This is a genomic window from Streptomyces sp. NPDC052109 (assembly GCF_040680195.1).
Lineage (GTDB): Bacteria > Actinomycetota > Actinomycetes > Streptomycetales > Streptomycetaceae > Streptomyces.
This window is the reverse complement of record NZ_JBFAWF010000026.1, coordinates 46,651-59,561: the sequence shown is the minus strand read 5'-3', so window position 1 is coordinate 59,561 and position 12,911 is coordinate 46,651. Positions and strand designations below refer to the sequence as shown.

General features: G+C 67.5%; 9 protein-coding genes and 3 pseudogenes. 7 read left to right on the top strand and 5 right to left on the bottom strand.

Features of this window, described 5'->3' with window-relative positions; genetic code table 11:
- Positions 1-48: 48 nt before the first annotated feature.
- Positions 49-848 (top strand): annotated as a pseudogene (locus tag AB0L59_RS35705) (IS5 family transposase); the annotation flags it as partial.
- Positions 849-870: 22 nt separating this feature from the next.
- Here AB0L59_RS35705 and AB0L59_RS35700 read toward each other — a convergent pair.
- On the bottom strand, positions 871-1,629 hold the full coding sequence (locus AB0L59_RS35700; RefSeq protein ID WP_365590825.1) for a hypothetical protein: 759 nt from the start codon (positions 1,627-1,629) through the stop codon (positions 871-873).
- A gap of 482 nt (positions 1,630-2,111) precedes the next feature.
- Complete coding sequence (locus AB0L59_RS35695; protein ID WP_365590824.1) at positions 2,112-2,615, bottom strand: hypothetical protein; 504 nt, start codon at positions 2,613-2,615, stop codon at positions 2,112-2,114.
- Positions 2,616-3,165: 550 nt separating this feature from the next.
- On the opposite strand from AB0L59_RS35695, the gene AB0L59_RS35690 reads away from it, so the two are divergent.
- The 4 genes from AB0L59_RS35690 to AB0L59_RS35675 all read left to right on the top strand — a co-directional run bounded on the left by AB0L59_RS35690 (position 3,166) and on the right by AB0L59_RS35675 (position 9,943).
- On the top strand, positions 3,166-3,690 hold the full coding sequence (locus AB0L59_RS35690; RefSeq protein ID WP_365590822.1) for a hypothetical protein: 525 nt from the start codon (positions 3,166-3,168) through the stop codon (positions 3,688-3,690).
- Positions 3,691-3,747: 57 nt separating this feature from the next.
- The gene (locus AB0L59_RS35685; protein ID WP_365590820.1) at positions 3,748-5,307 is read left to right on the top strand and encodes a S1 family peptidase; all 1,560 of its coding nucleotides are present in this window, start codon (positions 3,748-3,750) and stop codon (positions 5,305-5,307) included.
- 197 nt (positions 5,308-5,504) lie between these two features.
- The gene (locus tag AB0L59_RS35680) at positions 5,505-9,473 is read left to right on the top strand and encodes a polymorphic toxin-type HINT domain-containing protein (RefSeq protein WP_365590818.1); all 3,969 of its coding nucleotides are present in this window, start codon (positions 5,505-5,507) and stop codon (positions 9,471-9,473) included.
- Positions 9,467-9,943, top strand: a complete 477-nt coding sequence (locus AB0L59_RS35675; protein WP_365590816.1) for a barstar family protein — start codon at positions 9,467-9,469, stop codon at positions 9,941-9,943. The genes AB0L59_RS35680 and AB0L59_RS35675 overlap by 7 nt, the downstream gene beginning before the upstream one ends.
- Here AB0L59_RS35675 and AB0L59_RS35670 read toward each other — a convergent pair.
- On the bottom strand, positions 9,933-10,184 hold the full coding sequence (locus AB0L59_RS35670) for a hypothetical protein (protein WP_365590814.1): 252 nt from the start codon (positions 10,182-10,184) through the stop codon (positions 9,933-9,935). The two genes, AB0L59_RS35675 and AB0L59_RS35670, sit on opposite strands and share 11 nt — an antisense overlap.
- A gap of 151 nt (positions 10,185-10,335) precedes the next feature.
- On the opposite strand from AB0L59_RS35670, the gene AB0L59_RS35665 reads away from it, so the two are divergent.
- Positions 10,336-10,545, top strand: a complete 210-nt coding sequence (locus AB0L59_RS35665) for a DUF6207 family protein (protein WP_365590813.1) — start codon at positions 10,336-10,338, stop codon at positions 10,543-10,545.
- 120 nt (positions 10,546-10,665) lie between these two features.
- Here the strand turns inward: AB0L59_RS35665 and AB0L59_RS35660 are convergent, their stop codons facing one another.
- Positions 10,666-11,505: an aminoglycoside phosphotransferase family protein gene (locus AB0L59_RS35660; RefSeq protein WP_365590811.1), complete on the bottom strand. Its 840-nt coding sequence runs from the start codon at positions 11,503-11,505 to the stop codon at positions 10,666-10,668.
- 420 nt (positions 11,506-11,925) lie between these two features.
- On the opposite strand from AB0L59_RS35660, the pseudogene AB0L59_RS35655 reads away from it, so the two are divergent.
- Positions 11,926-12,219: pseudogene (locus AB0L59_RS35655) on the top strand (helix-turn-helix domain-containing protein); the annotation flags it as partial.
- 255 nt (positions 12,220-12,474) lie between these two features.
- On the opposite strand, the pseudogene AB0L59_RS35650 reads toward AB0L59_RS35655, so the two are convergent.
- A pseudogene (locus AB0L59_RS35650) lies at positions 12,475-12,911 on the bottom strand (hypothetical protein); the annotation flags it as partial.

Here is a 12,911-nt window from a genome sequence, read left to right as displayed (position 1 = left end):
TGCCCTGATTGGGCGTGACCAGTACGACGATTCTGCCGTTCGTGAGGTGTGAGGAACCGGCCGTGGATCGTGGACGACGACTTGTGGGCGCTGATCGGGCCGCTGCTGCCGCCGTGGCCGCAGAAGGCGCCTGGTCCGAAGCCGGTGGACGACCGGCTCTGCTTGCAGGGCATCTTATACGTCCTCTATAACGACGTGAGCTGGCAACTGCTGCCGCTGGAGCTGGGGTTCGGCTCAGGTCAGACCTGCTGGCGCCGACTCGGCCGGTGGCATGAGGCCGGTGCCTTCGACCAGTTGCACCGCCTTCTGCTCGCCGAGCTGCACGCGGCCGGCGAGCTGGACTGGTCCCGGGCCTGCGTGGATGCCTCCCACATCCGCGCCAAAAAGGGGGCGAAGGCACCGGTCCGTCACCGGTCGACCGCGGGAAGACAGGCAGTAAGCACCATCTGATCTGCGACGGGAAGGGCACCCCGTTCAAGGTCATCACTACCGCCGCCAACGTCAACGACGTCACCCAGACCCTGGCCCTGGTCGACGGCATCCCGCCCGTGGCCGGCAGGCCCGGTCGTCCACGGCGCCGCCCCGACGCGCTACTCGGTGACAAGGGATACGACAGCAACCCCAACCGCCGCGAGCTGCGGAGGCGCCGTATCCTGCCGGTGATCTCCCGCAAGGGCGCCCCGAACATCAAGGGCCTGGGCAAGCTCCGCTACGTTGTCGAGCAGACTTTCTCGCTCCTGCACCACTTCAAGCGCCTGGCCGTCCGCTGGGAGCGGCGGCTCGACCTGCACGACGCCCTCGTCTCCCTTGCCTGCAGCCTCATCTGCTGGAGACGCCTCAAGAGAGCCGTTCCAGATCACCGACACACTGCTATGCCTGGAAGGCCGCGATCTGGTCCGGTACCGAGAACCCTGAAGCACAGTCCGGACACGTCGTGAGGCCGAACAGATGGATCAGATGGTCTGCGGCGGCAGACTGCCCGGCCTTGACGGCCAGATTGTGCAGCCGAGACGCCAGCGGCGGCAGGTCCGCGGGGGCCGCTGGGCGGACTGCGGTGAGTATGGGTCCCTCGCGGCCGACAACCCGAAAACGCGCGTTCGGGTCCCGACGGCGAGTGCCTCGAAGTTTGTAGGAGAGGTCGATCTCCAAGCTCCCTGTGCAGAAGGGGCACACCACACGGTAAGCATCGCGGCGCAAGTTGCGCCTCCATATGGGCACCCCCTCGAAAGCCAGAAGGTGCTCCAGCCAGTACAGAAAGTCGTCTTCATCGCCCTCGAAGGGCCTTACCGTCACCTGCTTCTGCGTCAGCTGGTGCAGCTCGTTGATCGTAGACGGGTAGCAACCCTGGACGTAACCGGGCTCGTGGAGTTGCTGCTCCTCGACGACGATGCGGCCGGCCAGCCCAAGGGCCTGCCAACAACCGCCCGGCTTGCGACCGGTAGCGATGTCCGCCAGAACGGGCAGGGCGGCAAAGCTGGCCGTGTACACCGAGCCCTGGTGATAGAGAGAAGCCCACAGCTCCTCCCACGCCACGTCAGCCAGCTCGGGATCACCGACCTCGTCAAAGAGCTGTGGTAGGTCGGATGCGGATCCATAGGCGTGCTTCAGATGGGACCAGTCCAGGGTCATGGCAGCAATCATCCCAGCCGCATCCGTCTCACCAATCTCGCCACCAAGATCGTGTTACGAGCTCTTGGGCTGGTCGATCTGATGTGGTCGCACCAGACCCTGCGCAGCCGGCGAGAATGGCGAGACCGAAGACGGCAGCGCCCCGCCTATGCCACAGACCTCTTCGACGCCGCTTCCGCCGAGCTCGGCCGAGCGCACCGCATGGCGACGGCCCCGCCCGGGATCCGGTGAGGGGCTGCTGCGTGCCCACCTACTGCGTGTTCTCCTGCATCACACTCAGCACGATCTTTGGCACGGCGTCATACGTTAGCCCGCCGCACTCATTTGGGGCGCCGGACGTCCGGTCCGCAGCTACGGGGGAAAGCTGCGGGCCGGACACTCCCACGATGACATACAGCTCCCTTGCCAGGAGCCGTTTGGGCGCACTCGCTGCCTTCGGCTGGGCAGCCCGGGCGGCCTGCGGGCTCCTGTTTCGCGCGGGATCAGCCGATTCCAAGCCTACTGAGCGCGGTGGCCCAGTCGGTGACGATGGCCTGCTGCGCAGCCTGGAGGGTCACCTTTCCGGAGCAGACCGCGGTGTGCAGCTTCGTCTCGACCGGGTCCTTCTTGTTGTTGATGCCGCCGCCCGGCTTGTGGCCCGGATCGGCCGGCTCCACCCATAGGTTGCGAGCGCCGTTCGGGTCACTCCCGATCTGTAGGGAAATCAGGTGGTCGTACTCTGCGTCTCCCAGGCTGCCCTTGTAGCCGTAGGAGGAAGCGTTCAGCTCTTTCTCCTTTCGGGTTACCGACTCCGGCCGGATGTTCTTGGTGTAGCCGCCCTTGCGGCAGATCGTCGACGCCAGGTTCGCTTGCGTCACCGCTGGCAAGGTCGCACCCGGCGTGCAGGCCGGGTCTTCGAGGGGCTCGCCCTTCTCAGTGCGGTAGTGGCAACTGCCCGCAGGCGGCTGCTTCTGCACGATGTACGTCGCCTGCGGTCCCACACTCACCGGGATCTGCGCCGCTCCTGCAGGTAGGGCAGCCCCGGCGGCGCCGCAGCCGACACTTCTCCCTTCCCCGCGGTGCCTACCTGGAGTGCCCCCGTGTGAACAGCCCACCGAGCAGGCGGGAGGGCGACTTTGACGGCACGGCACGAATGGATGAGCCTCGTGACGACCTCCCAACAAGGGCGCCGCCAGGCCGGGCCCGTTGTTGGAAGCAGACAAACGATGAGGAATGCCTCTCGTTCCATCTGCCTCGCCGATACACGGTAAGAATTCACTAAGTTTATGCAACATGAAACAATGATGACGGCAGCTCGTGGGTTCTCAGATTGTTCTCGGTATACGTAATGCAACGCTTTGCGGCTTATGCAACTGCCCTACCGTGAACTTGCTGAACGGGTTCCGTGAAGTTCCTATGACGATGGTCACGTTGTTTCCATAACGGACGCTGCTTTAGGGTCGCGATCGACCACTTATTTTTGCTTTACGTCTGTGTGCACGGGGGCTGCAGATGTTGTTTCGTCATGCCGTCACCCGTGCCTGGAAAGGAATTCGGGTGACTCCTCGTATGCGCAGGATGCTCCCCATCGCGGGGGTTGCTGTCTTTCTGGCGCTCGCGGGCACGCCGATGCTCGCGTCCGCCGACCCGCAGCCGACAGGGGGAACCGCCGGGGCCACGCCGCCGTCCGCGGTGGAGGACTTCGCCTACCCGAACGCGGATCAGATCCAGCGGGACCAGGGCATCAAGCTGATCAAGGGCGATGGGCACATCACCCTTGCCAAGTGCGACGACTCCGCCCAGCAGATCAAGGTCCTCACTGTGCAGGGGCAGAGCGGCAACCCGCAGGGCGCGTACTGCTTCAAGGCGAGCGCGAAGAGCGGTTACCTCTCCCTCGAACTGCCGCGGGTGTTCGCGCTGGAGACCGCCGACCATCCCATCAGCGCGGACCTGAGGCCGCAGGCCGACCCCACGGCGCCCGCCAAGACCGTGAGCGTGGACAAGAACGGCTACCAGAGCGTGGGCGAGGGCGCGGCCGGTGGTGCGCCGACCGTGCTGCTGGAACTGCGGGTCACCGGCTGACCCGGTCCACCCGCCTGCTCTGTCTCACCCGTTCTCGCACGACAGCAAGGAACTTTCATGTCTGGTTTTCGTCCGCGCGCCGCATGGACCGGCGGTGTGATCGCCGCCAGCTCGCTGGCCGCCGCCGCACTGAGCGCCGCACCCGCCATCGCCGTGTCCGGCCCGACCGCTTCTGCCACGGTCTCGGCCGCCACCGCACGCTTGGATGTGGGCGGACAACGCGGCTGTTCAGCCACCCTGGTCGCCCCGCAGTGGCTGCTGACCGCCGCGAGCTGCTTCACCGACACCCCGGGCGGGACGCTCGCGTCCGGCGCGCCGAAGCTAAAGACGACCGCAACCATCGGCGGTGGCGCCCAGCAGGTGGTGAACCTGGTGCCGCGCACGGACCGTGACGTGGTGATGGCCCAACTCGCCAAGTCCGTCACCGGCATCACCCCCGTCCCGGTAGCGGCGGCCGCGCCTGGTGCCGGGGACGAGGTCCAGGCCGCCGGGTTCGGACGTAGCCACGAGGAGTGGGTGCCCGACCAGGTCCACGCCGCCGCGTTCACCGTCCAGAACACCGCCGCCACCACCCTCGACCTGACCGGCAAGTCCGACGGCGCCGCGATCTGCAAGGGCGACACCGGCGGTCCGGTGCTGAGCAGCGCCGGAGCGGTCGTGGGTGTCAGCAGCCTGTCCTGGCAGGGCGGTTGCCTGGGCGCCGACCCGGCCGAGACCCGTACCGGGGCGGTGGCCGGGCGGGTCGACGACCTGTCCTCCTGGGTGCAGCAGGTCGCCTACGCGCCCGTCTTCGCGGCCGCGCCGTGGAAGCACGCCGTGCAGCTCACGGCCGGCTACTACGCGGGCGACTCCGCGGGCGGTACCCGGCACATGGACCTGATCGTCGTCTGGGACGACGGCGAGGTCACCCTCTACCAGGGCGGCTACGGCAACGACCCAGCCCGCCCCTTCGCCGCGGAACACCAGCTCATGCCCGGGAAGAGCATCTGGACCCACGCGGTCAACGTGACCGGTGTCAACACCGGCGGCTCCACTGACGGATTGGTGGTGCGCTGGAGTGACGGTGAGATGACCCTCTACACCACCGTCGACGGCAAGGGCTTCCACGGCGAGAAGCAACTCGCCCCGCCGAACACCACCGCGTGGAAGGACGACGCCCTGCAGCTGACCGGCGGCCGCTTCACCGCGAACGGCCGACGCGACGACCTGCTGGTGACCTTCAAGGACGGCCACGTCTCCGTCTTCGGCGACCTGGCGGCCAACGGGCTGAAGAAGCAGACCCAGACCGTCGCCAAGAACAACACCTGGCCCGACGCCGAGAAACTCGCCACCGGCTCCTTCACCGGCAAGGACACGGATGACCTGCTGGTGCGCTGGATCGACGGCGAGACCACCATCTACCCCGGCATGACCGGCAAAGCCCTGCCCGGCGAGATCAGGATCCGGCCCGAGAAGTCGTACTGGACCAATGCCGCCGCGATCACCGTCGGCGCCTTCAGCACCAACACCACCGCCAACGACATCCTCGTCCGCTGGAACGACGGCCACGTCAGCTACTTCACCGGCGTCGACGCCAAGGGCCTCCACGACGAGATCCAGCTCGCACCCGCCGGCTGACACACCCGGACACGGCCTGTTGGGGGCGGCACCCGGACGACCGGCGAGCCACCCCCTGGTCCTCGCCTGCCCGGACGTATCCGGCGTGACTCCCCGCTGACCACGGATGATATGAGAGACAGTTGAAGAAAAGGCAACCCGCGAGCATCGCGGTGAGACGAGTCGCGCATGCGACACGGATGCTCTGTCTGTGTCTGATGCCGCTTGCACTCATAGTCGGTCTACTCGGGAGCTCGGCCTCCCGCGCGGTGGCCGAGGGCGCTCCGACCGGTGGCGGCAGTGCCGCCACCGACGAGGCGGCCGACCGTTCCAAGGTGCTCGACCTGTGGTCGTCGGGCGGTCCCGAGGTGCGTGCCGCCGCGGAAGTCGCTCTGACCGGCAGCAAAGACGACGTACGGCACTTCCTCGACACGGCGAACGATGCCACGTTCCAGGACGAGCGCGTTACCGTGGCCCAGCTCGCCAGCGTGGGCGGGCTGAACCTGCAGGACGCGGCCCGCAAGGCTCTGGACGGAACCCAGAACGACCTCGAGGACTTCCTGGACGGTGGCTGGCAGGACCCGTACTTCCAGGATCAGCGGGTTCAGGTCGCGCAGATCATCGATGCGGGTGGCCCGGAGGTGAAGAAGGCCGGGCAGGCCGCGCTGAACGGGACGCCGGACGACATCAAGGCGTTCCTGTCGACCGGTCAGTTCGACCGGCGGGCGCAGGACGAGCGGGTCGAGGTCGCTCAGATCATCAGCGTGGGCGGCTCCAATGTGGCGGCGGCCGGCCGGATCGCGCTGAACGGTTCGGCGGACGACATCCATGAGTTCCTGGAGGTCGGCCAGTACGTGGCGCGTGCCCGTGACCAGGAGCACGCCACGGTCGCGCAGCTGGCGGACCAGGCCACGAAGGCCGGCAGCCGGGCGGCGGCACAGACCAAGGCGGCCAAGGACGCCTCCGCGCGTGCCGTGACGGCGGCGAAGCTGGCCAAGGAAGCGGCGCAGAAGGCGGCGGCCGAGACCCAGGCCGCGAAGAACGACTCCGTACACGCCGCTTCGGCGGCCGCCCGGGCGGCTTCCGCCGCGAAGCAGGCCGCGGAGGCCGCGCAGGAGGCGATCGACGCGGCGGCCGCCGCCAACAACTCCGCTCGGCTCGCGTCCAGCGCCGCCGAGCAGGCCGCTTCGGCTGCGGTGGGTGCCGCGCAGGCCGCGTCCCGTGCCCAGAGCGCCGCCGCGGACGCAGCCACCGACGCGAGCAAGGCCTCCGCGGCGCGCAAGGCGGCCGATGACGCCCGTACGGCGGCCAAGGGTGCGCGGCTGGCGGCGGATGCGGCCAAGCAGGCCGGCAACGCGGCGGCCGATGCGGGCAACGCCGCGAAGGACGCCGCCGACGCCGGCAGCAACGCCGACGCCGCCGCGGACGCCGCCGATCAGGCCAACGACTACGCCAACCAGGCCGGCGTCCACTCCTCCGAGGCCGGCGCCGAAGCCGCGGCCGCCCACCGCCACGCGCAGGAGGCGAACCGCGCCGCCAACGCGGCCGCGTCCCTGGCCGCGGAGTCGGCCGGCGCGGCGAGCGACGCGGAGGACGCGGCCAACGCGGCGGCCACGCATGCGGACAACGCCGCGAAAGACGCCGATGACGCGGCCAAGCACGCCGGCGAGGCTGCCACCGCCGCGGCCCAGTCCGCGGCGCACGCCAAGGCCGCCCAGGACGCGGCCGACGCGGCCACCGCGGCCGTCGCCAAGGCCCAGAAGACCCACGCCACCGCCGTCAAGATCGAGACGGAGGAGCTGACCGAGCGCACCAACGCCGGTATCGCGCAGGCCAAGGACCTCAAGGCCCAGCAAGACCAGCAGACCGCCGCGGACGCCGCGGCTGCCCAACAGGTCAAGGACACCGACGACCAGGCCAAGAACCTGGCCGTGCAGGCCGCACAGCCCGGAGCCGACCCCAAAAACCTCGCCCCGGCCGGCCGCAAGGTCGCGCTGGCGACAATGCAGACCGGCGGCCCCTGGAGCAGGGGCGCCGCCGAGGACGTCCTGACCGGCACCGACCAGGACGTCGTCGACTACCTCACCACCCGCCGCACCCAGGCCGCCCACCGGGACGACCGCTACCGCGTGCAGACCCTCGCCCAGGAAAGCTCCCTGGCCGCGGTGCGCACCGCGGCCGAGGAAGCGCTCAAGGGCAGCGACGAACAGGTCTCGACGTTCCTTGTCACCGGGCAGTACGAGGCCGGGGCGCAGGACTTCCGGGTGAACATCGCCCAGATCATCAACGCCGGCGGACCGGTGGTGCAGCAGACCGGCCGGGCCGCACTGGACTCGAACGACCCGCAGCAATACCGCCAGTTCCTCACCACCGGCCAGTACCAGGCCCGCTCCCAGGACGAACGCGTCCGCGCCGCCCAACTCGCCGACCCCAAGAACAACAGCAGCGGCCCGCAGGTGAAGTCCGCGGCCCGAATCGCCCTGGAGGGCCCCGACGATCTGCTGGACCAGTTCATCCAGGTCGGCCAGTACAAGGCGCAGCGCCAGGACTTCCTCGGCGCCACCCACACCGCGCAGATCGCCCAGCTGATCGCGGACGCCGCCGGGATCGCGGCCACCGCCCAGCAGAACGCCGCCGACGCCCACAAGGCCGCCGCCCTTGCGGTCAGGGCCAAGGACCAGGCGGCCGACTGGGCCAAGAAGGCCGACGCCTCCGCCAAGCAGGCCAAGGGCTACGCCGACCAGGCGGCCCAGTCCGCCAAGGACGCGCAGGCCTCCGCTGACCAGGCGGCCGCCTCCGCCCACACCGCCGCCAAGGCCGCCGCCTCCGCGAATCAGGCCGCGAGCGACGCGGCCACCTCCGCCGTCGACGCCGCCGGCTCCGCCCAGTGGGCCCAGGCATCCGCCACCGCCGCCTACACCGCCGGTGCACAGGCCCGCGCCTCCGAACTCGCCGCCGGCAAGGACTCCAAGGCCGCCGACCAGGCCTTCGCGGACGCCTTCAAGACGGCCGTGGAGAAGAAGGAAGCCGAACGCAAGGCCGCCGAGAAGGACACCGGAGCCCAGGACGAAGCACGCTACCGCTGCGGCATGCTCGGCTGCGACGCCGTGGAACGCCCGGCCCGCTACTGCCAGCACAGCGAGGTGCTGTGCGACCTCGCCTCCATGGGCCCCGGCGCCGAGGCCGCGGCCGACGAGCTGTGGACCGTGGAGAAGGACTTCGGCCTCGGAAACTGGTACCCCTGCAGCAAGGGCGACCTCGAGGCCTGCACACAACTCGCTGAAGACCAGGCCTTCCGCAGCAAGTGGAAGCTCCTCGAAGAAGGCGTGGAAGCGCTTCAGGACTTGCGCCGCCTCCGTTACACGAAGGGGTGCACCCAGTGCTTCCCGGCCGGCACCAAAGTCCTCATGGCCAACGCCGGCCCGCGGAGCATCGAGGCCATCCACCCGGGTGACACCGTCCTGGCCACCGACCCACTCACCGGCCGCACCGCACCCCGCAAGGTCAGCCGTCTCATCATCACCGACGGCGACAAACACTTCGACGAACTCACCATCACCACCCCCAACGGCCCCCGGAAACTCACCGCCACCTACGAACACCCCTTCTGGAGCCCCTCAGCACACCAGTGGGTCAAAGCCCACGATCTGACACCGGGCGCCACCCTCCTCAGCACCAACGGCACCACCGTCCGCGTCCAGGCGAACCACGCCTTCGACCAGACCACCCGCACCTACAACCTCACCGTCGAAGACCTCCACACCTACTACGTGCTGGCCGGCCACACGCCGGTACTCGTCCACAACAGCAACTGCTTTTCCCAAGGGGCGACCCTGGGAGACACAGCTCGTCTTGAAGGGTGGATCCCCTCCTCCGTTCCATCGGTGAGCATGGAAGTCATCGATGATCTGAAGAAATATGGTCACGATGCCACTGGATGGGGCTCTCAATTCCAGGGGCCGAAGCTCCTGGAATCTTTTGAGAACCGTGGAACAAACGGTGGATACCAACTCCCCACGCACACGCCGGACGGTTCCCCTATCACCTATCGTGAGTACGGAACCGCGCAGTCACCCAGCAACCCAAGACCAGGAGGAGAGCGCATTGTGATGGGCAGCGACGGATCCATCTACTACTCTCCGACGCACTATCAGACCTACATCGTAGTGGAGCCGCCGAGGTGGTAACGGAAGAGGGTCGATGGGCCGCCATCAAACCGTGGTGTCATATCGCGACACACCGAGCACACGCACCAGTCAATGAACTGATTCCCGCAGAAGGCCTCAACTTTGTGGCATCCGTGGAGGGTGCAGGTGCTCTCAGCGTCGACGACGTGTTTCAGAAATTCTGGGACGCGTTTCGCCTCCCAGACTATTTTGGCTGGAACTGGCCTGCACTCCATGACTGCCTGAGGGACCTGAGCTGGCTACCCAGTGATCAGTACCTGCTGGTGATCTCTGACGTCGACAAAATTCTTCCGGATGACCAGGAAGATCGTCTACAGCTGTTCAGAATCATCGCCGAAGTCGGAAGAAAGTGGTCCTATGTGAAGCATCCCGAAGGGATGGAAGCCGGGAAATTCGGCATCGTACTAGTTTGCGATGAATCGAATTTCGAAGAAATAAGACACACCTTCGAAAAGCTTCTCAACTCTTGACACCACAAGAGATCACGGGATAAGCGGCGTGCCCTGTCAGGCTGGGCCTGACAGGGCACGCCTGCGTCTTGCCGAACCTCCAAAAGAGCGCCGGTGACAGAGCAGTTATAGCGACGACGACAGCCCGGTTGATGGCGGACCGGATCCGGGCAAGGTCGTAGTTGTAGCTCCACTTGTTGCCCGCGTTGTCGCTCATCGTGGTGACCTGGCCGGCGGGCGTGTAGGTGTAGCTGGTGACCACCGCGAGGAACGGTAGGCGTCGCCACTGACAACTCACCCGGCCAGGTGAATCCGGGGTCTGAACAGAACCCCGGCCGTCCACGAACACGTACTGACAGACGTGGACCCGATCCGAGAAGCACCTGTCCGAGCCCGGCCTGCTCGTCATCGACGTGGCGGGCCGTGACGATGCCACCGTCTTCGCCTTCCAGGCCGCGATCGCCCGCCTGTGGGGCACCTCGACCGCCGAGCACACCACCCGGGACGTCGGCCAGCCCGGTGTTCGGCTGCGGATGTACACCGATCTGCGGCAGGTCCTCGAGCGGTGGGGTGTGCTGAGCCGTGATGGCATGGCGCTCTCCTGCTGTGATGACGATGCATAGGCGGGTGGACCGCGAGCAGCACGGTATGGCGCCGGGCGCGTACGGCGGGGATTGCCGTCGCGTTCGGGCATGAGGGGGCCAGGCTGGAGGCAGGGGGCTCTCTGCCGTGAGCCGATGCGGCTACTGGTAGTCACGCATGCGGGAGAGGATGAGCTTTCCGCGGTCGATCAGATAGGGGCGTTCCTTGGTGAGGCCGGTGTTCAGGTAGGACACGCCGAGCCTGGTGGTCAGCAGGCGCAGGAGCCTCTCCTCGGTCTTCGACAGCGCGCGGCCGTAACCGGTGAGGTAGGCCGCCTTGAGATCGGGGCGTACCGCCCAGACCGCGCCGCACAGCCACACGAACTCCTCGACCGCGGGACCGTGCTTGGCCATCGCGAAGTCGATCAAGCCATGCCCGTGTCCGTGCCGGTGGTCCGGCTCGGGGGCCCACAGCCAGTTTCGGGGGGAGTAGTCACCGTGCTGGTACACGACGGGGAGGTCTGCTGCGAGCGCGGTCAGTTCCTCGGAGACAGAGCGCACCAGTGCACGTTGCGCGCCATCGAGGTGCGCGGAGGTGCTCTCCAGGCAGGCGGCTGCCTCTTCCGCCTGTCCCGTCATGGAGACACGGACGGCCTCGATGTCGTGGGGCGAGGTCGGTTCGGAGTGGTCGTGCCAGCGCCTGAGCACGCGGCCGGCGAGCTCGTGCACGTGCTGCTCGATGTCCGGCTCGAGGGGCAGGCCCCGCATGGCGCGGCCCGGCAGCGGCGAGCTCATGATCGCCTGCAGGTGAGGATCCGAGGCCAGGAGGCGGGGTGCCTCATAAGGGGTGAGGACGCGGGTCGCGTACGCGTATCCGGCGATCTCGCGCTCGTAGTCCTTCGCGCTCGGACTGAGCTTCACGAAGGCACCGCCCTCGGGTGCGGGAACCCGCCGGACCCTGGAGTCGCCCCGGTCCCAGGACACGTCCTCGGCGTTGTCCACGTCCGCGCCCGGCAGGCGTGTGCTGACTCATCGCCGCAGGTCAGAGGGGACGGGAGTGTTCAGGGTCATGAGCGGGCCTTCTCCGAATCGCGTGGGAGCAGCGGTGGCCCACAAGTGCGGGGCTGGCTGCCTGGCGGCCGCGGCGATGCCTTGAGGGTACTTACCGCGGAGAGGCAGGCGCGGCCAAACGGGCGCACGAGCCGCCGTCATCTGCGTCGTTGCTGCCATCGCCGTTTTCCTCTCCATGTGTTCACTCAACGTCGCGGCGGAGCTCCGGCCCTGCCGCGCTCCCCCGGGAAGGTCGAAGGGGTCAGAATCTCGACGACGGCCGAACCCTGACCCTCTGACGGCGCATCAAAAGTGACCCACTTGGTGATCGTCGTCTGACTCTGGCCTTGGCGATCAAGGTCAGGAGGAAGAGTGATCCTCGTGGAGGACTGGGCAGAAATCCGTCGACTGCACCGGGCAGAGCAGATGCCGATCCGGGCGATTGCTCGACAGCTGGGCATCTCGAAGAACACCGTCAAGCGGGCCTTGGCCAACGACCGGCCGCCGAAGTACGAGCGACCGGCGAAGGGTTCGGTGGTGGACGCGGTCGAGGTGCAGCTCCGGGAACTGCTGCGGGAGACGCCGACGATGCCCGCGACGGTGATCGCCGAGCGGATCGGCGGGGAGAGGGGCATGACGATCCTCAAGGAACGGATCCGTGATCTCTCGACCAGCATCTCCCGCTTCACGGCCTCGTCTCGCTCCGAGAGCACCATGCCCCGGGCGTTGGCCACGTGACACAGTCAGCTTCGACGCAGCACGACTGACGCGCTCCACCACCAGCCGTGCTGCACCGGCAGGCCGCCGGAGGTGAGCTGCAGGTGGTAGCGGCCGGGCTGGTCATGCTAGCCGGATTTATGGCGCCGGCGGGATTGGGAGCGGGCTGAGTGATGAGGTGCATAGCCGAGAACGACGGTCACCTCACCAGGTCGTGGCCTTCAGCATGTACGGGCCGTTCCAGTTGAAGGCCGGACCGGAGTCGCGCCAGAAGAATTGCAGCTGCCCGCCGACGTTGCACACCACTTCCAGATTTCCTGGGCTGCCGTAGTTGCTCTCGATCATGGCGACACTGGCGACCTGACCGAGACCTTGCCCGAAGTAGGTGGGTCCGCTCCATGGCATATTGGGGTCATCGTTGTTGCGCCAGAAGTGAACCAAGCCGCCATTCGCGCTCGGCACCACCAGTTCGAAGTTCCCCATGGAGCCGAAGCGACTCTGGATCAGCACCGGGTTACCGGTCACTTGGATCCCCGGCTCGATCACGTACGGGCCGTTCCAGTTGAAGGCCGGACCGGAGTCGCGCCAGAAGAATTGCAGCTGCCCGCCGACGTTGCACACCACTTCCAGATTTCCTGGGC